General features: G+C 73.9%; 14 protein-coding genes. 10 read left to right on the top strand and 4 right to left on the bottom strand.

What is annotated here, in order from left to right; all coding sequences use genetic code 11:
• Positions 1-9: 9 nt before the first annotated feature.
• From ACGFH9_RS18785 to ACGFH9_RS18745, 9 genes are read left to right on the top strand one after another with little or no spacing between them, the layout of a single operon-like run.
• Entirely contained in the window at positions 10-1,398 is a 1,389-nt protein-coding gene (locus ACGFH9_RS18785) for an MFS transporter (RefSeq protein WP_393220723.1), read from the top strand.
• The gene (locus ACGFH9_RS18780) at positions 1,395-1,625 is read left to right on the top strand and encodes an acyl carrier protein (RefSeq protein WP_393220720.1); all 231 of its coding nucleotides are present in this window, start codon (positions 1,395-1,397) and stop codon (positions 1,623-1,625) included. Before ACGFH9_RS18785 ends, ACGFH9_RS18780 begins: the two co-directional genes overlap by 4 nt.
• Complete coding sequence (locus ACGFH9_RS18775) at positions 1,622-3,268, top strand: hypothetical protein (protein ID WP_393220718.1); 1,647 nt, start codon at positions 1,622-1,624, stop codon at positions 3,266-3,268. The genes ACGFH9_RS18780 and ACGFH9_RS18775 overlap by 4 nt, the downstream gene beginning before the upstream one ends.
• The gene (locus ACGFH9_RS18770; RefSeq protein ID WP_393220715.1) at positions 3,265-4,293 is read left to right on the top strand and encodes a 3-oxoacyl-ACP synthase III family protein; all 1,029 of its coding nucleotides are present in this window, start codon (positions 3,265-3,267) and stop codon (positions 4,291-4,293) included. Before ACGFH9_RS18775 ends, ACGFH9_RS18770 begins: the two co-directional genes overlap by 4 nt.
• Before the next feature lie 36 nt (positions 4,294-4,329).
• Positions 4,330-6,210, top strand: coding sequence for an HAD-IIIC family phosphatase (locus ACGFH9_RS18765; protein ID WP_393220712.1), 1,881 nt, complete (start codon positions 4,330-4,332; stop codon positions 6,208-6,210).
• Positions 6,203-6,451: an acyl carrier protein gene (locus tag ACGFH9_RS18760; protein ID WP_355240153.1), complete on the top strand. Its 249-nt coding sequence runs from the start codon at positions 6,203-6,205 to the stop codon at positions 6,449-6,451. The genes ACGFH9_RS18765 and ACGFH9_RS18760 overlap by 8 nt, the downstream gene beginning before the upstream one ends.
• Positions 6,448-7,386, top strand: a complete 939-nt coding sequence (locus ACGFH9_RS18755) for a thiamine pyrophosphate-dependent dehydrogenase E1 component subunit alpha (protein ID WP_355622524.1) — start codon at positions 6,448-6,450, stop codon at positions 7,384-7,386. The genes ACGFH9_RS18760 and ACGFH9_RS18755 overlap by 4 nt, the downstream gene beginning before the upstream one ends.
• A complete protein-coding gene (locus tag ACGFH9_RS18750) occupies positions 7,379-8,392 on the top strand; it encodes an alpha-ketoacid dehydrogenase subunit beta (RefSeq protein ID WP_393220708.1) in 1,014 nt (337 codons plus the stop codon). Before ACGFH9_RS18755 ends, ACGFH9_RS18750 begins: the two co-directional genes overlap by 8 nt.
• Positions 8,385-9,587, top strand: coding sequence for a 2-oxo acid dehydrogenase subunit E2 (locus tag ACGFH9_RS18745; protein ID WP_393220705.1), 1,203 nt, complete (start codon positions 8,385-8,387; stop codon positions 9,585-9,587). Before ACGFH9_RS18750 ends, ACGFH9_RS18745 begins: the two co-directional genes overlap by 8 nt.
• Before the next feature lie 307 nt (positions 9,588-9,894).
• On the opposite strand, the gene ACGFH9_RS18740 is transcribed toward ACGFH9_RS18745, so the two are convergent.
• From ACGFH9_RS18740 to ACGFH9_RS18725, 4 genes are read right to left on the bottom strand one after another with little or no spacing between them, the layout of a single operon-like run.
• Complete coding sequence (locus ACGFH9_RS18740) at positions 9,895-10,086, bottom strand: MbtH family NRPS accessory protein (protein WP_355622536.1); 192 nt, start codon at positions 10,084-10,086, stop codon at positions 9,895-9,897.
• On the bottom strand, positions 10,079-13,153 hold the full coding sequence (locus tag ACGFH9_RS18735; protein WP_393220702.1) for a type I polyketide synthase: 3,075 nt from the start codon (positions 13,151-13,153) through the stop codon (positions 10,079-10,081). Before ACGFH9_RS18735 ends, ACGFH9_RS18740 begins: the two co-directional genes overlap by 8 nt.
• A complete protein-coding gene (locus tag ACGFH9_RS18730) occupies positions 13,150-16,437 on the bottom strand; it encodes an amino acid adenylation domain-containing protein (protein ID WP_393220700.1) in 3,288 nt (1,095 codons plus the stop codon). Before ACGFH9_RS18730 ends, ACGFH9_RS18735 begins: the two co-directional genes overlap by 4 nt.
• On the bottom strand, positions 16,434-18,926 hold the full coding sequence (locus tag ACGFH9_RS18725; RefSeq protein WP_393220697.1) for an amino acid adenylation domain-containing protein: 2,493 nt from the start codon (positions 18,924-18,926) through the stop codon (positions 16,434-16,436). Before ACGFH9_RS18725 ends, ACGFH9_RS18730 begins: the two co-directional genes overlap by 4 nt.
• Positions 18,927-19,223: 297 nt before the next feature.
• Between ACGFH9_RS18725 and ACGFH9_RS18720 the strand changes: the two genes are divergently transcribed.
• Complete coding sequence (locus tag ACGFH9_RS18720; protein ID WP_393220694.1) at positions 19,224-21,533, top strand: BTAD domain-containing putative transcriptional regulator; 2,310 nt, start codon at positions 19,224-19,226, stop codon at positions 21,531-21,533.
• The last annotated feature ends 12 nt before the right edge of the window (positions 21,534-21,545 follow it).

Below are 21,545 nucleotides of genomic sequence, written 5' to 3'. Positions count from 1 at the left end.
GGAGACCCCATGGCGTTCCGACGCCCGTCCCGGTTCGCCGGGTTCACCACGATCTGGTTCGGCCAGCTGCTGTCGGCGCTCGGCACCCGGATGACGAACTTCGCCCTGAGCATCTGGGTGTGGGACGCCACCGGCCGGGCCTTCGACCTGACCATGCTGATGGCGTTCGCGTTCGGCGCGACAGTGATCTTCAGCCCGATCGCCGGCGCGCTCGTCGACAGGTGGGGACGGCGACTGACGATCGTGCTCAGCGACGTCGGTTCGGCCCTCACCACCGCCGTCGTCCTGCTGCTGTTCCTCAGCGGCTCGGTCGAGGTCTGGCACCTGTACCTGGTCAACCTGGTCACCGGTGCGTTCCTCGCGTTCCAACTCCCGGCGTACCAGGCGACCATCACCGTGATGATGGAGAAGGGCCAGTACCCGAGGGCCAACGCGATGATGTTCGCGGTCCGGACCATCCCGGTGATCTTCGCCCCCGGCTTCGCCGCCGCCCTGCTGGGCTTCATGGACATCAAGGTCATCCTGTTCGTCGACGCGCTGTCGTACGTGGTGGCGATCGGGGCGGTGCTGCTGGTGCAGCTCCCACCCAGGCCCCGCTCGACCCAGCCGGACGAGGGCGGCTTCTGGTACGACACGATCTACGGCTTCCGCTACATCCTGGCCAGCCGGGCGTTCACCGGGCTGGAGGCGATCATGTTCGCCATCAACGTGCTCGCCGCGGTCGGCTTCGCCCTGCTGGTGCCGCAGATCCTGGCCCGCACCGACAGCAGCACCAACGCGGTCGGCCTGGTGCAGACCATCGGCGCGGTCGGCGGTGTGGCCGGCGCGCTCCTGCTCGGGCTGCTGCCCAACACCCGCCACAAGATCCGCCGGATGCTCATCGCCATCCTGGTCTTCAGCGTCCTCGGCCGGATCGTCTACGGCGTCGGGGACAGCATCATCGTCTGGTCGGTCGCCCTGCTCTTCCTGCACCTGTCCATCCCCTTCATCGACGGGTACGCCCAGTCGGTGTGGCAGGAGAAGGTCGAGCCGTCACACCAGGGCCGGGTCTTCGCCGCCCGCCAGTTCATCGAGGACCTGGCGTACCCGGGCGGCACCGCGCTGGCCGGCATCGCCGCGGACCGCTGGTTCGAGCCGATGATGCGCGAGGGCGGCCCGGGCGTGCCGTACTTCGGGTGGCTGGTCGGCAGCGGACCGGGCGCCGGGATGGGCCTCATCTTCGTGATCGTCGGCCTGTTCGGCATCGGCGTGGCGGCCGCCGGGTTCGCCTCGCCGAGCATCCGCCGGATGGAGGTCGACCTTCCCGACTACGACGAGCCGACCGACCCGCCGGCCCCGCTGCCGTCGCCCTCGGGCACCGAGGAGCTGACCGACGACCGCGCGGTGGTGGCGAAGTGACGCTCACCGAGGTGGTGGCCGGGGTGCTGGACGTCGACCCGGCCGAGGTCACCGAAGAGTCCGGACCGGAGACCATCGGCACCTGGACCAGCCTGCGCCACCTGCAACTGGTGGTGACCCTGGAGGAGGTCTACGGGCTCTCCTTCGCCTTCGACGAGATCCGCGACGTGCGCAGCGTCGGCGAGCTGCGGACCGTGCTGCGGGCCAAGGGCACGGAGACCCGATGAGCGGCGTCCTGTTCACCCGACGCACCCGCTGGCAGGCGCTCACCCGACAGCGGCCGGCCCCGGCGCTGCGCGTCGCGCTGCTGGCCAGCTACACGGTGGACCCGCTGGTGCCGTACCTGGGTCTGGACCTGCACGAGCGCGGTCTGCCCGCCACGCTCACCGTCGGCCCGTTCCAGCAGGTGGTGCAGCAGTGCCTGACAACCGACGGGTTCCTCGCCGACGTCCGACCGGACGTGCTGGTCGTGGCGCAGCGCCTGGAGGAGGCCGGCGACCCCGGCGCGGCCGGCGACGCGTGGGCGGCGGAGCTGCTGGCCGGGGCCGAGGCGGCCGTCACCGCCGCACGGCGGCACGGCGCCCTGCTGGTGTACGTCCTGCCGGCCGTTCCCGCCGCCCGCCCCGGCGGGCCGGCCGACGCGATGCGCGCCGATGGGGTGGCCGCCAGCGCCACCGTCGTACGGCAACGCCTGCGCGACCGGCTGGCCGGTGACCCGTGGGTGCTGCTCGTCGACGCCGACGAGGCGGTACGCGCAGTCGGCGACGAGCGGGCGTACCACCCGGTGCTGTTCCGCCTCGCGAAGGTGCCGTACACCGAGGAGGTCTTCGCGCGGCTCGGCGCGACCGCCGCCACGCTGGTGGCCCTCTGGTTCGGCGCGGGCTGCCGGGCGCTTGTCGTCGACGGTGACGGGTTGACCGGCGCGGCGCACCTGCTGCCGGCGCTGCGCGAGCTGCGCGCCGCCGGTGTACGCGTGGCGCTGCGCGCCACCGGCGACGGGTGCTGGTCGGACGGCGACGCCGTCGACCTGTTGAGCGTGCTGGACGGCTGGGTCACCGACGCGCGCCCGATCGACGAGCAACTCGCGGAGATCGCCGCCGAACTGGGCGTCGTCCCGGCCCAGGTCGTCCTGGTCGGCCTCGGCCAGCTCGGGCCGGCCGGCGAGGGGCCGGCGGCCGAGGGGCCCGCCTTCGGGGGGCCGGCGCGACGCGTACCGCTCGGGGCCGAACCGGCGGCCTGGTCGGACGAGCTGCGGGCGGCCGGGCTGACCGACCGGCTGCCGGAGCAGCGGTGGAGCGGCGGACCGGTCCGGTCGGCCGACGCGCCGCACGCCGAACTGTCCCTGGACGACTTCGTGGCCGGCCTGGACGTCCAGGTCGACTATTTCCCGGTGGTCGCGGACGACGTCGCCGAGGTCGCCGAAGTGGTCGCCCGGGCGCACGACTTCGCGCTGACGTCGGCCCCACCGGCCGCCGCGTTGGCCGAGCGGGCCGCCGACCTGCTGGCGATCCGGGTCCGCGACCGGCTGGGCGACTACGGCACGTCGGGTCTCGTGGCGCTGGACCGTACCGCCGACCGTTGGACCGTCGACGTCTTCTCGCTCTCGTGCCCCGTGCTGGGCAAGGGCGTCGAGGCGGCCGTACTGCGGGAGGTGACCCGGCGGGCCGGGGAGGCTGGCGCGGGTGAGGTGGTCGTCGCCTGGACCGACACGGGCCGCAACGGCACGGCCCGGCGTTTCCTGTCCGAGGTGGACGGTGTCGTGCCCGCTGATGTCCGGGTCCGGTTGCATGCCACCCGCGCCGACGCGGGCGACGAGCCGCCGCGCACCGCCGCCGCGCCGGCGGAGCACACGACGGGGGTACGACGGTGAGCGCGCCGCCGGTCGACGTCGGGGTGGCCGCCCTGGCCCACGTCCTCGGCGAGCCCGTCGACGTGGCGGCGGCCGCGGCCGCGTACACGAAGGATCTGGACCGCCTGCGGTCCTGGGAGTACCGGACGTTCCACCGGGCCGGCCCCGGCGTCGGGGTGACCGACCTGGCGGTGGTGGCCGGCGGCACGGCGCTGGACCGGGCCGGGCTGACGGCCGCCGACGTGGACCTCGTGGTGCTGGCCATCCCCGACCTGGCCGAATACCTCTACTGGGATCCGGCCGCACACACCCAGGCCCGCCTCGGTGCGCACCGGGCCGAGGCGGTGCTGCTCAACCAGGCGTGCGGCGGCGGGGTCGCCGCCTTCGACACGGTGGCCGGGCGGTTCGCCACCCACCCCGGGTACCGGACGGCGCTGGTGATCGGCGCGAACCGGGTGTGCGAGCCGTACTGGAACCGCATGGAGGTCAACACCAGCGTCTTCTCCGACGGCGCCGCGGCGGCGGTGCTGGTACGCGACCACGACCGGTGCCGCTGGCTGACCACCGAGACGATCACCGACGGCCGGTACGCGGGCTTCATGCGGATGCCCGCCGGTGGCGCGGCCCAGCCGTTCACGCCGGACAGCGGCACACCCCGCGTCGGTGACCCGGCGGACCGGCTCAACGAGTTCTTCGCCGGGGACGTCCGGCGGATGTTCCGGTTCGTCGCGACCATCCGGGAACGCAACCGGCAGGTGGTGGAGACGGCCTGCGGGCGGGCCGGCGTCACGCTGGCCGACGTCCGCCGGTTCGTGCACTTCCACGACAACGCCCGACAGTTCGCCGAGCTGGCCAAGGACCTCGGCGTGGAGCTGGAACGGACGAACGTCGAGCTGGCCCTCGCACACGGCCACGTCGGTTGCGCGGACCAGCTCATCGCTCTGGAGCACCACCTCGACACCGGCGAGCTGACCGCCGGGGACCTGGTCGCCCTGACCAGCACCGGTAGCGGCATGCACTGGGTCTGCACCCTGCTGCGGGTCTGACCGGCCGCACCCCAACCACGGGAAGGAACACCGACCATGAGAGTCGAGGAGGTCCTGCACCGGATTCGCCGGCTGCGCCGACCCGACGCGACCGCCGACCCGGAGCTGGCGCCCGGCCTGGTCCACCTGGACGACGCGGCGGTCACCACCGTCGCGTCCGCCGGCCGGCTGCTCGCCGACGTACCCGTCGACAAGCTGGCCAGCCCCGACTTCCCGCTCCGCCCGCTGCGGGTCGCGGTCACCGGCACGTTCACGCCGGGCACGCTGGAACCGCTGCTGCGGGTGGCGCTCCTGCGGATCGGCATCGCCGCCGAGATCCACGTCTCCGGCTTCGACCAGCTTGTGCTCGACCTCAGCGACCCGGGCTCGACGGTGGCCGAGTTCCGGCCGGACGTCACGCTGTGCCTGCTGCACGACGGCTGGTTCCTGCCCGCCGAGTGGGACCCCGGCGACCTCGCCGGCCTCGCCGACGTACTGCGCGAGCGGACCGGCGTGCTCACCGCCGCGCTACGCGGATACGCCGCGCGCGGCGACGGCGCGGTGCTGCTGCACACCGTGCCGCTGTCCCCGCTGGAGCACCGCAGCCTGGTCAGCTTCCGGGGTCGGGCCGAGCTGGGCCGCGTCTGGCGGGAGCTGAACGCCCAACTCCTGGAGCTGGGCGAGCGGGACACGACGTACACCCTGGACCTGGAGACGCTGCTGGTCGACCACGACGGCCCGGTGCGCGACGAGCGCCTGTACCGGTTCGCCAGCATGGCGTGGACGCCGTCGGTGGAGCGCCGGTACGCCCACGAGGCGGCCACGTTCTGCCGCGCCGTCCTCGGCCGGACGGCGAAGGTGCTCGCGCTGGACCTGGACAACACCCTCTGGGCGGGCGTGCTCGGCGACGACGGGCTCACCGGCATCCGGCTCGGCACCGACTACCCGGGCAACTGCCACCGGGACGTGCAACGTCGCGCCCTGGCGCTGCGCCGGCAGGGCGTCCTGCTCGCGGTGTGCAGCAAGAACGACCCGGACCTGGTGAGCGAGGCGTTCGCGCAGCACCCGGACCTGCTACTACGCGCCGACGACTTCGTCGCGCAGGCGGTGAACTGGGGACGCAAGGACGAGAACCTGCGCCAGCTCTCCACCGGCCTCAACCTGGGTCTGGACGCCGTCGTGTTCGCCGACGACAGCCCGTTCGAGTGCGAGCTGGTACGCCGCGAGCTGCCGAGCGTACGGGTGGTGGAGCTGGCCGGCGACCCGGCGGGCTTCTCCACCAGGCTGCTCACCGAGGGGCACTTCACCGTGCTGGCCACCGGCGTCACCGACCGGGAACGCACCGAGCTGTACCGGGCCCGCGCCGGGCGGGAACGCTTCGCCGCCACGTTCGACACCGCTGCCGACTACCTGCACGAGCTGAAGTTGCGCGTCAGCGTCCGGGACGTCGACGCGCACAGCCTGCCCCGGGTCGCGCAGCTCGGGCTGCGGACCAACCAGTTCACGATGGCCGAACGGGCGCACACCGAGGCGCAGACGCGAGCACGCGCCGACTCCCCCGACCACCTGGTGCTCACCGTCGAGGTGGCCGACCGGTTCGGTGCCGAAGGGCTGGTGGGCGGCCTGTGGCTGGACCGGACCGACCCGGACGCCTGGGTGATCGAGAACTTCGTGCTGAGCTGCCGGGTCTTCTCCCGGGGCGTCGAGCAGGCCGCGCTGCACCGGGTGGCCGAGCTGGCCCACGCCGCCGGCGCGTCCCGCCTGGAGGCGCTGTTCCGGCCCACCGCCCGCAACAAGCCCGGCGGCGCCGTGTGGCCGTCCGCCGGTTTCACCGTGGCGTCCGTCGAGGACGGCACCACCCGGCACGTGCTGCCGCTGCATCCCCCGCCCCGGCTGCTGCCGGCGTGGATCGCCCTGGAGGGAGACATCCGTGCCTGACCTTTTCACCACCGTCGCGGGCCTCATCGAGCAGGTCGCGGACGTACCGGCCGAGGAGATCGCGCCCGACGTCCGGTTCGCGTCGCTGTCCAACTGGACCAGCCTGGAGGCGCTACGCCTGCTCTCCGCGCTGGAGGACGACCTCGGCGTACGGCTGGACCTGCGGGCGTACCTGGCGGTGACCGCCGTCGGCGAGCTGGTCGACCTGGTCGCCGCCGAACGGGACGGGGCGACACGGTGACCGCCACCCGCACCGAGGCGGCACCGATCGCGCCGACCCGGCTCACCGACGCCGACCTGGACCTGCTGCTGCTGATCCGGCACTTCGAGCTGGCGTTGCTGGACATGTTCGGCCGGGGCGAACTGCACGGCACCACGCACACCTGCCTGGGGCAGGAGTACGTGCCGGTGGCCTTGCGCCCGCTGCTCGACGACGGCGACTTCGTGTTCAGCAACCACCGGGGTCACGGCCACTACCTGGCCCGGTTCGACGACCCGCACGGCCTGCTCGCCGAGGTGATGGGCCGCGAGGGCGCGGTGTGCCACGGCGTCGGCGGCAGCCAGCACATCCTGCGGGACCGCTACCTGTCGACCGGGGTGCAGGGCGAGAGCGTGCCGGTGGCCGCCGGGGTGGCGCTGCACCTCAAACGCACCGAGCCGGGCCGCTTGGCGCTGGTCTACCTGGGCGACGGCACGTGGGGCGAGGGCGCCGTCTACGAGGCGCTGAACATGGCCGCGCTGTGGGGTCTGCCGCTGGTGCTGGTGGTGGAGAACAACGGCATCGCCCAGTCCACGCCGACCACCGCGCAGCTCGCCGGCAGCATCGGCGGCCGGGCCCGCGCCTTCGGGGTGGACCACCTGCGGATCACCTCCACCGACACCGAGGTCGTCCGGGCCGCGCTGACGCCGGCGCTGGGCCGGGTCCGCGAGCGGTCCACGCCCCACGTGGTGGAACTGCTCACCCACCGGGTCGGCCCGCACAGCAAGGGCGACGACAGTCGCCGCCCCGAGGAGATCGCGCACGCGCGGGCGCACGACTGGTACGCCCGCTACGCGCAGGCGTACCCGGAGCAGTTCGAGGCGCACGACGAGCGGCAACGGGCGTACGTGGCGCAGGTGGTCGCCGACGTCGCCGGCCGACCGGCGAGCCGTTGGACGGAGGAGAACCGTGGCTGAGCGGGTGGTGGAGAACCTCAACCAGGCGCTGCACGCGCTGCTGACCGACGATCCCGCGCTGACCGTGCTCGGGGAGGACCTCGTCGACCCGTACGGCGGGGCGTTCAAGGTGACCCGGGGACTGTCCGAGCGCTGGCCCGAGCGGGTGCTGTCCACCCCGCTGAGCGAGGGCGGGATCGTCGGCGTGGCCGGCGGGCTGGCGCTGGCCGGGCAGAGCGCCATCGTCGAGATCATGTTCAGTGACTTCGTGGCGCTGGCGTTCGACCAGATCCTCAACTTCGCCAGCAAGTCCACCACGATGTACGGCCGCCGGGTGCCGATGCGGCTGGTGGTGCGCTGCCCCAGCGGCGGCAACCGGGGGTACGGCCCGACGCACAGCCAGAGCCCGCTGAAGCACTTCATCGGCATCCCCGGCCTGAGCGTGCACGAGGTGTCGCCGTTCCACGACAACCAGACGGTCCTCGCCGGCATGCTCGCCACCGGCCGACCGGGACTGCTCTTCGAGGACAAGGTCCTCTACACCACCCGGATGTACGCCGACGGTGTGGTGGACGAACTGTTCCGCTACGACCTGATCGGCCCCGACGCCGACGTCGCCCGGGTCCGGGTGGACGAGGAGGAACAGGCCGACTGCGTGCTCGTCGTACCCGGTGGGCTGGCCGCCCGGGCCGTGTCGGTGGCCCGGGAGCTGCTGCTGCGCGACGACATCGTCTGCCAGGTGCTGGTGCCGTCGCGGCTCTGGCCGCTGGACGTGGACACCCTGCTGCCGCCGATCGCGCGGGCCGGACGGGTGGTGGTGGCCGAGGAGAGCACCGCCGGCGGCACCTGGGGTGCGGAGGTGGCACAGGCCGTGCACCGGCGGCTCTGGGGATCGCTGCGCGCGCCCGTACGCCTCGTGCACTCCGCGGACAGCGTCATCCCGACCGCCGCGCATCTCGAACGCACCGTGCTGGTGCAGGACACCGACATCCACCAGGCCGTGAAGGAGGTCGTCAGTGGTGACTGACCTGGTCGTCCCCAAGCTCAACAACAACGACACGACGTACGTCCTGCTCGACTGGCTGGCCGAGGACGGCGAGCAGGTGCGCGCCGGGGAACCGATCGCCGAGGTGGAGACCTCCAAGGCGGCGGAGGAGCTGCTCAGCGACGGGGACGGCGTGCTGCACCGGCTCGTCGAGGTCAACCAGGAGTGCGCTCCCGGTGACGTCATCGGTCACGTCTTCGAGAACGAGCAGGCCCGGCAGCGGTTCCTCGCCGAGGCGGTCACGCCGGCCGCCTCGACGCCCGACGTGCGGCCCGGAGGGCCCGTCCTCACCGACTCGGCCCGGGAACTGGCCGCGGCGCACGGCCTCGGCGACGACGAGTTGCGGGGGCTCGGCAAGGCGGTCGTGCGACGTACCGATGTGGAACGCCTGCTGGCCGACCGGTCGGCGGCGCCCACGGCCGCGACCGAGCCGGTGGTGGTGGCCGCGGCCGCCGCGCTGGCCGCCGGCGACGGCCCGGAGCCCGACGACCCGCGCCCGGTGCACGCGCTCTCCCGCGCCCAGCGCGCGGTGGCTGCCGTGGTCACCGAGTCGCACCGGGAGGTGCCGGCGGCGCTCGCCGTCGTCAAGGTCCGGGCCGACGCCGCCCTCGCGGTGGCACGGCAGCTCACCCGCGCCACCCGCACCCTCGTCGGTCTGCCGGAGCTGCTGGTCAAGGTCATCGGCGGGTCGCGCGAGGACCACCCGTTGCTCTTCGCCTCACCCGGCGACGGCAGCAGCGTACGTCTGGCCGAGGCGGCGCACGTCGGCGTCACCATCGACGTCGGCACGGGCCTGTTCATCCCGGTGGTCCGCGACGTGGAGGAGCTGACCTACGCGGAGATCGCCGAGACGCTGATGGACTTCCGCACCCGGGCCGGCGGCGAGGGCTTCCGGGCCGCCGAGCTGGCCGGCGGGACCATCGTCGTGTCCCTGCACACCGACCCCGACGTGGTGCTGGCCGGGCCGATCGTCTTTCCCGGGCAGACCTGCGTGGTGGCGATCGGCGGCACCCAGGACGAGCTGGCGCTGGACGTCGACGGTCAGGTGGTGAGCCGGCGGTTCGTCAACCTCAGCGCCGTCTACGACCACCGGATCGTCAACGGACGGGAGGCGGTCGCCTTCCTGCAGGCCGTGAAGGCCGCGCTGGAGTCCCCCGACCACCTCGCCGAGGAGTGACGCGACGGTCGGGTCGAGCGTCATCCGCTCGGGGATGACTGTCTGTCGTGATCGTTGGCGGCTGAGCAGCGGTGGGCCGGCCTCCTGCTCGTCCAGGTGCGTACGAGAGCGGCACGCACGTCAGCCAAGCGGGCCAACGGCGTCGTCATCGAGTCTCGGTCACCTGTGTGGGGGCGGATGCGGTCGTGAGCGGTATTCCTCAGAGTCATATTCATACCTCTGAGGAATACCGCTCACCAGTACGGGCGGCACCGGGCCACCGCCGGCCGGGCCACCGCCCTTTCCGGGCAGGACGGTGACCGGCCGTTCAGCCGGCCGCGAGGTGGTCGCGGACGCTGCGGGGGCGCATGTCGGTCCAGGTGCGCGTCACGAAGTCCAGGCACTCCTCGCGGCTGCCGGCGCAGCCGGCGTCCCGCCAGCCGTCCGGCACCTCCTTGTGCCGGGGCCACAGGGCGTACTGCTCCTCGTCGTTGACCACCACGCGGTGCTCGTCAGCCATCTGTCTGTCCTTCCTCGTGTCGGGCCAGGTGCAGCTCGCGGGCGAGACTCTCCGGGGACATCGCCCGGATCTCCGCGAGCAGGTCGGTGAGGTCGTCGTCCGGTGCGGGCGCGGCGGGTCGGACCAGCGCCGCGACGGTCCGCGCCAGAGCGGCGGGGGTGGGTGACTCGAAGATCGCGCCGGGTGGCAGGTCGACGCCGAACGCGTCGCGCAGTCGCGCCACCACCCGGGTGCCGAGCAGCGAGTGGCCGCCCAGCTCGAAGAAGTCGTCGTCGGGGCCGATCTCGTCCACCCCGAGCAGGTCCACCCAGATCCGCCGCACCACCTCGTACGGCTCGTCGGTCGGCGCGGTGACGACGTCCGGTGCGGTGGGTGGCGGCGCGACGGTGTCCGACGCGGTCGCGTCCACGACGACCCGACCCGGCCGGTACGCGTCGACCCAGTACCGCTCGCCGGCGAACGGGTACGTGGGCAGGGGCACCCGCCGTCGCCCGGCGGGCCAGTCGACGGGCGCCCCGGCGAGCCAGAGCCGGCCGACGGCCAGCGCGACCGTGTCGTCCTCTCCCGACGGGGTGCGGTCGACGGGCAGGCTGGTCACCACGGGCGCCTTACGGGCCGCCTCGTGCTGGCGGACGAGGGTGGCCAGGGTGCGTCCCGGACCGGCCTCCAGCAGCGCGTACCGCTCGCCGAGCAGCAGGTCGGCGGCCGCGGTGAAGTTGACCGGGCGACGGAGCTGCCGTACCCAGTAGTCGGGATCGGTGGCCTCGTCGTCGGTCAGCCAGCGTCCGGTCACATTGGACACGACCGGGATGTTGGGCGGGCGCAGTGGGATCTCACGCAGGTGCGCGGCGAAGCCGGCCAGGGCGGGCTCCATCATGGCCGAGTGGAACGCGTGCGAGGTGCGGACCTCCCGGCAGGCCACCCCGCGCCCGCGCAGGTCGGCGGCGAACGCGGCGACGGCGGCCGTCGCCCCGGAGACCGTGGTGAGGCGCGGCGCGTTGAGTGCGGCCACCTCCACGCCGTCGGGCAGCAGCGCCGTGACCTCGTCGACGCCGAGGGCCACCGAGAGCATCGAGCCGGGGGCCTGCGCCTGCATGAGCCGGCCGCGTACGGCCACGGTGGCGAGCGCGTCCGGCAGCGTGAGGACGCCGGCCAGGCAGGCGGCGACGTACTCGCCGAGGCTGTGCCCCGCCAGCGCGGCCGGACGTACGCCACGGTGGCGCAGCAGCTCGGTCAGGGAGTACTCGACGGCGAACAGGGCCGGCTGGGTGAGCCGGGTCTCGTCCAGCTCGGGTGCGGCGGGGACCGCCTCGCCGGGCGGGCAGAGCAGCGTCCGCAGGTCCACGTCGAGGTGGGGGCGCAGCAGGTCGGCGCACCTGTCGAAGGCAGCCCGGTAGACCGGTTCGGTGCGGTACAAGGTGCGACCCATTCCCGCGTACTGTGCGCCCTGGCCGGGGAAGAGCAGCGCCACCCCGGCCGGCGTACCGGTGGCGACGCCCGTGCGGACCAGCGACGAGTCGCGGTCGGCGAGCCGGGCGGCGGCGGTGCGGGCGTCGGGTGCGACGGCGACCAGGCGGTGGCCGAACGCCCGTCGCGTGCGGGCCAGGGTGTACGCGACGTCGGCCAGCGGCGCGTCCGGGTTCGCGTCCAGGTGGGCGGCGAGCTGGGCGCGGGCACGGTCGAGCGCGTCGGCGTCGCGGGCGGAGAGCACCAGCACGTGCGCGGACCGCTCGTCGTCCGGGGCACGGTCCTCCGGTTCGACGGCCTGGAGCACGACGTGTGCGTTGGTGCCCCCGATGCCGAAGGAGCTGACCGCCGCGCGCGGCGGCGCGTCCAGGTCCGGCCAGGGCTGCGGCGTGGTGGGCACCCGGAACGGTCCGCCGGCCAGCTCGGGGTGCGGCTCGGTGCAGTACGGGCTGGGCGGCACCACCCGGTGGTGCAGCGCCAGCGTGGCCTTGATCAGCCCGGTCACGCCGGCGGCGACGTCGAGGTGACCGACTATCGACTTGACCGACCCGAGCGCACACCGGCCCCCGTCGGCGCCCCGGCCCCCGTCGGCGCTGTGGAACGCCTCGGTCAGGGCGCGCAGCTCGATCTGGTCGCCCAGCTCGGTGCCGGTGCCGTGCGCCTCGACGTACCCGATGGTGGTGGGGTCGACCTCGGCCACCTCCTGGGCGGCGCGGATCGCGGCCACCTGACCGTCCACGCCGGGCGCGGTGAAGCCGACCTTCACCCGGCCGTCGTTGTTGATGGCGGAACCGCGGATGACCGCGTACACCGTGTCTCCGTCGTCGCGGGCGTCCGCCAGCCGGCGCAGGACGACCGCGGCGGCGCCGTCGCCTCCCACGGTTCCGGTGGCGCGGACGTCGAACGGCCGGCAGTGCCCGTCGCGGGACATGATGCCGCCGGCCTCGTGGCGGTAGCCGGTACCGGCGGGCAACAGGACGTGCGCCGCGCCGGCGAGCGCGACGTCACACTCGCGGGAGAGCAGCGCCTGTGCGGCGAGGTGTACGGCGACCAGCGACGACGAGCACGCCGTCTGCACCGCGACGGCGGGCCCACGCAGGTCCAGGTGGTACGCGACCCGGGTGGGCAGCGAGTCCTTGTCGTTGGCGAGCAGCAGCTCGTACTCGGAGACCGAGTCGAGTCGCGGGTTGCGGAACAGGTGGTGCAGCAGGTAGCCGCTGGCCGCCGCCGCGGCGTACACGCCGACCAGTCGGCCGGGGTCCCCGGCGAGGTGACCGGCGCGTTCCAGGGCGGTCCAGGCCACGTGGAGGAAGAGCCGCTGCTGCGGGTCGAGCAGCCGCGCGTCGCGGGGCGAGTAGCCGAAGAAGCCGGCGTCGAAGCGGTCGACCTCCGGTAGCGCCCCGTGCGCCGGCACGTGGTCGGGGTGCCTCCGCTCCTGCACGCTCAGCCCGGCGGCGGCCAGTTCGGCGTCGGTGAACCGGGTGATGGTCTCCTGTCCGGCGAGGACCCGCCGCCACAGTTCGTCGACGTCGGCCGCGCCGGGAAAGCGACCGGCCATCCCGACGATGGCGATCTCGAGTCCGGTCTCCTGGTCGGTCACGCTCGTCCCTCCCCCGCCGGCACCGGGCGGGCCCGGCGGGCCCGGTCGGCAAGTGCCTGCTTGCGTTCGTCTCGTCGGCGACCGCCACCCGTCGCCGCCGTCGGCGCGGCCGCGCCGTCGAGAAAGCGGGCCAGTAGCGCGACGGTCGGGTAGCGGAACAGCTCCACCGCGGGCACCGGTCGACCCAGTCGGTCGGCGAGTCGGGTCTGCACCCTCGCGAGCAGCAGTGACGTGCCGCCGAGGTCGAAGAAGTTGTCGTCCGCCCCGATGTCGTCGAGCCCGAGCACCTGTCTCCAGGTGTCGGCGATGGCCCGTTCGGTGGCACCGTCGGGTGCCACGTACGCGGCGCCGAGGTCGGCGCGGGCCACGGTGGGGGCGGGCAGGCGGGACGGGTCGAGTTTGCCGCTGGACGTGACCGGCAGGTCGGGCACCACCACGAAGGCGCTCGGCACGAGATAGCGGGGCAGGCGCCGCAGCAGGCTCTGGCGCAGCTCGTCCACCACCAACCCGTCGCCGACGAGGTAGCCGACCAGCCGCCGACCGCCGGGCGAGTCGGTCCGCACCACGGCGGCGGCCCGGCGCACACCCGGGCACTGCCGCAGGTGGGCCTCCACCTCGCCCAGCTCGATCCGGTAACCGTTGATCTTGACTTGGTTGTCCGCCCGGCCGAGGAAGACCAGTTGCCCGTCGGCACGCCAGCGGACCAGGTCACCGGTGGCGTACATCCGCGCCCCCGACGTCGGCGCGTACGGGTCCGGGACGAAGCGCCCGGCGGTGAGCGCCGGGTCCCCGTGGTAGCCGCGGGCCACTCCGACGCCACCGAGGTGCAGCTCGCCGGGGATCCCGGGGGGCACCGGCCGCAACTCGGTGTCGAGCACGTAGGCGCGTACCCCGGTCAGCGGCCGGCCGATCGGCAACTCGCTGTCCACGGGTGCGCAGTGGGCGGCGGTGGCGGTGACGGTGGCCTCGGTCGGGCCGTACCCGTTGATCAGGAGCCGGTGGCGCGACCAGGCGGCGGCGACGTCCGGTGCGCACGGTTCCCCACCGACGGTGAGGATCCGCAGGTCGGGCACGGCCGCGGGGTCCAGCGCGTCGAGGACCACCGGCGGCAGGTCGGCGACCGTGACGCGGTGCCGGGTGAGCGCGGCGGCCAGGTCGGGGCCGGGCGTGCGCTCGTCCGGGCCGAGCAGCCGCAGGGTGGCCCCCGCGGTGAGCGCGGTGACCACATCGGACAGCGCCACGTCGAAGCTGATCGAGTGGAACTGCAGGACCCGGTCGCCGGCCCGGACGCCGACCAGCCGGGCCTGCGCCTCGGCGAGGTTGGCCAGCCCTCGATGGGTGCCGACGACGCCCTTGGGCAGCCCGGTCGAGCCGGACGTGTAGATCAGGTAGGCGGCGGAGTCCGGATGAACGGCCACCGAGGGCGGGGCCTCGTCGTGCGGCGCGGCGTCGTCGAGGTGCAGCAGCGGCACGGCGGTGGCGGGGAGCGCGAGCTGCGCGTCGGCCGTGGTGACCACCAGCGCGGCGGCGGAGTCCGCGAGCAGGTGCGCCAGCCGCGCCGCCGGTAGCTGCGGGTCCAGGGGCAGATAGACCCCACCCGCCCGGAGTACGGCGAGGAAGGTGATCACCCAGTCCGGGCCGGCCGGCAGGCAGACGCCGACTGTCGTCTCGGCCCGCACGCCCCGGGCGGCCAGGACTCGGGCCAGTGCGTCGGCCCGAGCGTCCAGGTCCCGGTAGGTCACGGCCTGATCGCGGTACGCCAGGGCGACGGCGTCCGGGGCCACCGCGGCCTGGCGGGCGACCAGCTCACCCAGGGTCGGCTGGTCCGGTGGGGCGGGCGCGGTGGCGGCCCAGCGGTCCACGAGGTCCCGAGCGGCGGCCCGGTCCAGCAGCGGCAGCCGGTCCACGGGGGTGTCCGGGTTGGCGAGCGCGGCCATGAGCATGGTGTCGAGTTGGTCGGCGAGCGCGCGGGCGGTGGACTCGTCGAAGAGCCGCGTCCGGTACTCGATCCGCCCGTCGATTCGTCCCTCGTGGGCGACGACTGTCAGCGTGAGGTCGAACATGGACGTGCCGGTGTGCGTCTCACCGCTGGTCAGCACGGTCACTCCGGGCAGCGTCAGCCGCTGTTCCCAGCCGTCCTCGACGGCGAACATGACCTGGGCGAGAGGGTGCCGTCCGGGGTCGCGCGCCGGGCGCAGATCCTGCACGAGGGCGTCGAACGGCACCGGGTCGGTCAGCGCGGTCAGCGCCGAGTCCCGCAGCCTCTCCAGCAGGGCGGCGAAGGTCAGTCCACCGTCGACCCGACTGCGCAGCACCAGCGTGTTGACGAAGAAGCCGACGGCGGTCTCGCTGTCGAGGGTCTGCCGGTTCGCCACCGGGGTGGCGATGAGCAGGTCCGGCTGCTGGCTGCGACGGTGCAGCAACGCCGCCCAGGCCGCCGCGAAGATCATGTACGGGGTGGCACCGGTACGCCGTTCCGCCTCGGCGACCCGGTCGGCCAGCGCGGGCGGCCAGGAGAACTCGATCTCGTGTCCGGCGTCCTCCAGCTCTGCCGGGCGGGGCCGGTCGGTGGGCAGGTCGAGCCCGGGCGGCGCGCCGGTCAGCGCGTCACGCCACCAGTCCAGTCGCCGGGCCAGCTCGGCCGGGCCGAGCAGCCGGTCCTGGGCCAGCGCGGCCGGCACGTCCCGGGGCACCGCCGGCAACGCCACCGTACGTCCCTCGTGCAGGGCCGCGTACGCCGTCGACAGCTCCTCGAAGAGCAGACCCATGCTCCAGCCGTCGCAGACCACGTGGTGCAGGCTGAGCAGCAGCGAGAAGTCGGTCGGGCCGGTGCGGCACAGGGTGGCCCGCACCAGTGGCCCCCGGGCGAGATCGAACGGGCGTACCGCCTCGGCGGCGGCGTACTCGTCGATCCGGTCCGGCGCGACGTCCTCGACGGTCAGCGGCAGGCCGGTCGGCGGCAGGACCATCTGGTACGACTGACCGTCCAGCGGCACGAACACCGTTCGCAGCGCCTCGTGTCGCGCCACGACCTCGTCGAGCGCGCCGCGCAACGCGGCCACGTCCAGCTCGCCGCGCAGGTCCACCCGGTACGGCACGTGGTAGGCGGGGCTGTCCGGGCGGAGCTGTGCCAGCAGCAGCATCCACTCCTGGGCGGCGGTGAGCGGGTGGATGCCGTACCGGTCGCCGTCGGCGCGGATCGCGGCGAGGAACGCCCGCCTCCGCTCCGGCGGCAGGGCATCCACGCGCTGGCGCAGCTGCCCGGGCGTAAGGGCGTCGATCATCGGCCGATCCCCTGTTCGAGCTGGTCGAGCAGGCCGGCGAGGTCGGCGGGTGGCGGCCCGTCCAGCGCGACCGGAGTGGCCGGTTCGGCGGGCTCGACAGGCGCCCCGCTGATCTCGTCGGCGGCGGCGGCCAGCCCGGCCACGCTCGGGTGGTCGAAGATCAGTCGCAAGGGCACCTCCGCGCCGAGCGCGGCGGCGAGCCGGGAGCGGACCCGGGTCGCCTTCAGGGACCGCCCACCGAGGTCGAAGAAATCGTCGGCGCGGCGACGCACCGGTACACCGAGGACGTCCTGCCAGATCTCGGCCACCACCCGTTCGGTGGCCGTACGCGGGCCGTCGTCGTCGCCCGTCTCGGCGGCTTCGGGGGCCGGCAGGGCCGCCACGTCCACCTTGCCGTTGCGGTTGAGCGGCAGCCGGGGCAGCACCACGAACACGGCCGGCACGAGATGGTCGGGTAGCTGCTCGCGGGCCCGTTCCCTAACCTCATCGACGCGTACGCCCTCGTCGGGCACGACGTACGCGACGAGTCGGGCGTCCCCGGCGGCGTCGCGGTCGGCGCGCACGATCGCGTCACGTAGCAGCCCGCCAGCGCGCAGCGCCTCGGTCACCTCGCCCGGCTCGACCCGGTACCCGCGGATCTTGACCTGGTGGTCGGAGCGGCCGACGAACTCGATCAACCCGTCCGGGCGTTGCCGGACCACGTCGCCGGTGCGGTAGAGCCGACCCCCGGTGCGCGGTCCGAACGGGTCGGGCACGAACCTCTCGGCTGTCGCGTCGGGGCGGCCGAGGTAGCCGCGGGCCACCCCGTCCCCGCCGATGAACAGCTCACCGAGCACCCCGTGCGGCACGGGTTGCAGGAGCCGGTCCAGCACGTACACCCGGGTGTTGGCGACCGGGCCACCGATCGGCACGATCGGGTCCGCGGCGGTGAGCCGGGCGCAGTCGTACGTCGTGCTGTAGGTGGTGGCCTCGGTCGGGCCGTACCCGTTGACGAGCGTCGTGTCCGGACAGGCCGCGCGGAGCCGGTCAACGGCGACCCGGTCGGCCTGTTCGCCGCCGAAGGTCAGGTAGCGCAGCGCGGCCAGGGCGTCCGGTGCCTCGGTCGCCACCTGCCGCGCGACGGAGGTGGCCAGGAACATCATGGTCACGCCGGTGTCGCGCAGCCGGGCGCGGAGCCGGTCCGGCACGATCACGTCGTTGATGTCCAGGTCCACGAGGCAGGCGCCGTTGAGCAGCGCGCCCCACACCTCCAGGGTGGCCGCGTCGAACGACATCGTCGCGGCCTGCCCCATCACGTCGTCGGGGCGTACGTCGATGAAGGTGGTGTCGCGGACCAGCCGGACGATGTTGCGATGGCTGACGCCGGTGCCCTTGGGACGGCCGGTGGAGCCCGACGTGTACATGACGTACGCGAGCTGGTCGGGGTGGACCGGCACCGCCGGGGGCGCCGCCGGGCCGTCCGCGACGGGCAGCCGGTCCACGGCGATGCGGGGCGTGCCGTCGTCCGGCAGCCGATCGGCCAGCGCGGCGGCGTGCAGGATGACGCCGGGCTCGGCGTCCTGGCACATGAGCGCCAGCCGCTCGGGCGGGTAACCGGGGTCCAGCGGCAGGTAGGCGGCCCCGACCTTGAGCGTCGCCAGGGCGGCGATCACCCAGGCGGTGGTGTCGGCGAGGCAGATCCCGACGAGCGTCTCCGCGCCGATCCCGAGCCGGAGCAGACGCCCGGCGAGGTGATTGGCACGCCGGTCCACCTCGGCGTAGTCGAGCGTCTGGTCGCCGTCGCGCAGCGCCGGCGCGTGCGGGGTGCGCCGGGTCCACTCGGCGAACAGGTCGGTCACCGACGAGTCGCGTGGATAGTCGGTGTCGGTGGCGTTCCAGTCGAGCACCACCCGCCGTTCGGTCGCCGGGTCGAGCAGCGGCAGGTCGGACAGGCGCGCCGTGGGTCGTTCCCGCGCCCGGTCGAGCAGGACGGCGAGCGCCGCCGCGACCAACGGCGCGTGCGGATGCGCACCCACCGTTGCCGTCGACCGTTCGCCGCTGTGGTCGACCAGCAGCCGCAGGACGCCCCGATTACCGGACGGCATCCGATCGGGTCCAATCGACACCACCGGCTGATAGTCGGGAACCGTTTCGGGCAATTCCCCGTCGTGCTCGCGGGCCTCGCGCAGCGCCGTTCGGACCAGGTCCCGCAGCTCGATCCAGGTGGGATCCTCGGGCAACCGGACACGGATCGGCAGCCAGCGCACGGCGCGGGTGGGCGCGGCGGGCGTCTCGGCGAGCAGATCCCGGCCGCCGGTCCAGCGACGCAGCAACGCGAACAGCCCCGCCAACGCGCTGACCTGCGGCTCGACGTCGTCACCCAGGTCGGTGTGGGCGTGGGCGGCCGGGTCGGTCGTCGGGGTGAAGGGCAGGTCCGGCGGCTCCGGGAGGGCGGTGAGCTGCCGTTCCCAGAAAGTGGAAAGGGCAGGAAGAATTGTCTGTTCGGTCATCGGATCTCAGCTCCGATCGGCGGGCGACACGCAATGACGGGAAGTTTGGCCACCATCCGTGCTGGTTGCTTGTACGGGCCGTTCGGGTGCCGTTGCGGCGGTCTGAGGGAAACCTGAGCGCGGCTTTATGCCGATAGCGCATTGCAGTCAGTAAGTACACCGACTCTTTTGGTTATGGCGATGCCGCTCGATGAGGGCAATGATCGTGCCGGGGGAAGCCACGCCGGGGGACGACTCGTAGGGCCCGGCTGTCTCTTCGCTCGCCTGAGCCTCCACGAGAGAACACAGGAGCGGTGAATGTCCGGAGACCTTGTCAACCATGCCTGGCGCGCGTCGACGCCGGCTCGCAGAGAAGGCGGGGGTGACGCGTCGACAGCGGAGCGACAACCTACGATCGGTGATCCGGGACGGGCGCTGCGTCACCTCGCCGCCGCCGGTGACCGCACGGCAGCGCACCTGTGGCTCGCCACCCAACCCGACCTGCTCGCCGCGACACCCGACGAGGCCGACGCCCCGATCGCCAAGATCTGGCGCGCGGCGTTGCGGCACCACCTCGCCGGGGAACCACACCTGGCGACAGCCCTCCTGGCGACCGCGCCCATCGGCGCGACCGGGCCGCACGCCGTGCAGACGTACTGCCACGCGGCGGTGCACCACCTGCTCGACGACGACATCGAGCGGGCCAGCGCGGACGTCGAGGAGGCGGCGCGTGCCGCTCACGCGTGCGGCGTCCCGACGGCCCACCAGGCGTACTCCCGGGTGGTCGTCCTGCTCGCCGCCGCCACCGGCGACGCGGCCGCGACCCTCGCACGGGCGGAGTCGACCGAAGGGCTGCGCCGCGCCGACGCGGACCTGTTCCGGCTGATGGTCCACCTCGATCTGGCCAGCCACCTGCTGCGGGCCGGCGACGCCGCCGACGCGTTGCGGCACGCCGAGGCGGCCGTACGACTGACCGAGGTGGCCGGCGAAACCGGCTACGAGCCGTACGCGCTGACCGTGGCCGCCGTGGCGAAGTGCCAGCTCGGCCGATTGGAGGAGGCGTTGGCCGACGGCGCCGCCGGGCAACGGCTGCGGGAGCTGGCGGGGATCGCCGCCGACGAGGCGTTCTCGCTGGCCGCACTCGGGATGGTGCACCGCCGCCGGCGGGAGCCGCGCCAGGCCCGGCAGGCGTTGGAGGGTGCCCTGGCCGCACTGGGCAACGGTCAGTCGCGCCCCGCCTCACCGGCCTGGGTGCTCGCCGAACTGGCGCGCATCCGAGCCGCCGACGACCTGACCGTCGCGCAGGATCTCGCGGACCGGGCGGTCACCACGGCGCGCGAATCCGAACGGCCGTACGCGCTGCTGGCGCGCGGCTGGGTGGCGCTGCTGCGCGGTGACACCGCAGCCGCCCACTTCGACGCCGCCGAGGCCCGCACCGGCGCGACAGTCGGGCGACGACGCGCCACCCTCGTCGAGGCGCTCCAGCTCACCGTGCTCGCCGCGGACGACCCGCGCGCGTCCGCCGGGCTGCTCGACGACGCCGCGGCGCTCTGCCGGGAATTGGGCGACCCGGCCGACCAGGCCACCGTCCGGCTGATCGCCGCCCGGTTGCAGGGACGCCAGGCCCGTCGCGGCGCCGAGGGCGCCGAGCAGAAGCTGCGCCGCTGCGGGGTACGCCTCGACCCGGGCGTCGCCGACGGGCTCACCGCGATCACACTGCGCGTACCGGCGGTGGTCATCCACACTCTGGGCGACTTCCGGGTGTTCCGGGCCGGCGCCGTCGTCCCGTACGGCGAGTGGCAGTCCAAGAAGGCCCGGGACCTGTTGAAGATCCTCGTCGCACATCGGGGCCGCGCCGTGCCCCGGGCCCGACTGATGGAGTTGCTCTGGCCGGACGAGTCGCCGACGCGCACCGCGAACCGGCTGTCGGTGCTGCTGTCCACGTTGCGCCGGGTGCTCGGCTCCGGACACCGCACCAGCGGCCGGGGGGCGGTGCTGGCCGACCGGGGTTCGGTGGCGATCGACCTCGACGTGATCGACGTGGACGTCGAGACGTTCCTCACCGCGGCCGAGGAGGCGCAGGCCACCCTGCGGGCCGGGCACCCCGACACGGCCCGCGCGCTGGTCCGCGCCGACGAGCTGTACGGCGGGGACTTCCTCGCCGACGACCCGTACGAGGACTGGGCCCAGCCACTGCGGGAGGAGGCGCAGGTTGCCCACACCAGCGTGCTGCGGGCCCTGGCTCAGCACTCCTCGGACACCGACCAGAAGCTGGTCTACCTGATGCGTCTGGTGCACCGCGACCCGTACGACGAGGACGCACACCTGGAGTTGGTGCAGGTGCTGCGCACCGCCGGGCGGCACGGGGAGGCGCAGCGGCGCTACCGCACGTACGTCGAGCGGATGCGGGAGTTGGGCATCGCGCCGGCTGACGGCCCGAGCACCGGCGTCGACACCGGTTCCACCGGCCAGGGCGCGGACCCGTCGGCCGGGCCGGGCACGCGGGTGACCCGGTGGAGGACCCCGGCCCCCCAACCCCCGTGGACGGCGGAGGTGGACTTGGCCCACCGTCCGAGCGGTGTGCCGGCGCAGCGGCCGCCGAGGAGGCTCATCGAGCACCCGGCCTGACCCGTCTGGTTC

Origin of the sequence: Micromonospora sp. NPDC049102, from assembly GCF_043197485.1 — a bacterium.
In the GTDB taxonomy this organism is placed as follows: Bacteria; Actinomycetota; Actinomycetes; order Mycobacteriales; family Micromonosporaceae; genus Micromonospora.
Note: the sequence above shows the minus strand (reverse complement) of the source record. Positions and strands in the feature narration are given on the sequence as shown.

Coding starts and splice junctions, on each gene's coding strand:
- ACGFH9_RS18720 (WP_393220694.1), top strand. CDS start 19,224: ATGTCCGGAGACCTTGTCAACCATGCCTGGCGCGCGTCGACGCCGGCT.
- ACGFH9_RS18725 (WP_393220697.1), bottom strand. CDS start 18,926: ATGACCGAACAGACAATTCTTCCTGCCCTTTCCACTTTCTGGGAACGG.
- ACGFH9_RS18775 (WP_393220718.1), top strand. CDS start 1,622: ATGAGCGGCGTCCTGTTCACCCGACGCACCCGCTGGCAGGCGCTCACC.
- ACGFH9_RS18785 (WP_393220723.1), top strand. CDS start 10: ATGGCGTTCCGACGCCCGTCCCGGTTCGCCGGGTTCACCACGATCTGG.
- ACGFH9_RS18730 (WP_393220700.1), bottom strand. CDS start 16,437: ATGATCGACGCCCTTACGCCCGGGCAGCTGCGCCAGCGCGTGGATGCC.
- ACGFH9_RS18740 (WP_355622536.1), bottom strand. CDS start 10,086: ATGGCTGACGAGCACCGCGTGGTGGTCAACGACGAGGAGCAGTACGCC.
- ACGFH9_RS18765 (WP_393220712.1), top strand. CDS start 4,330: ATGAGAGTCGAGGAGGTCCTGCACCGGATTCGCCGGCTGCGCCGACCC.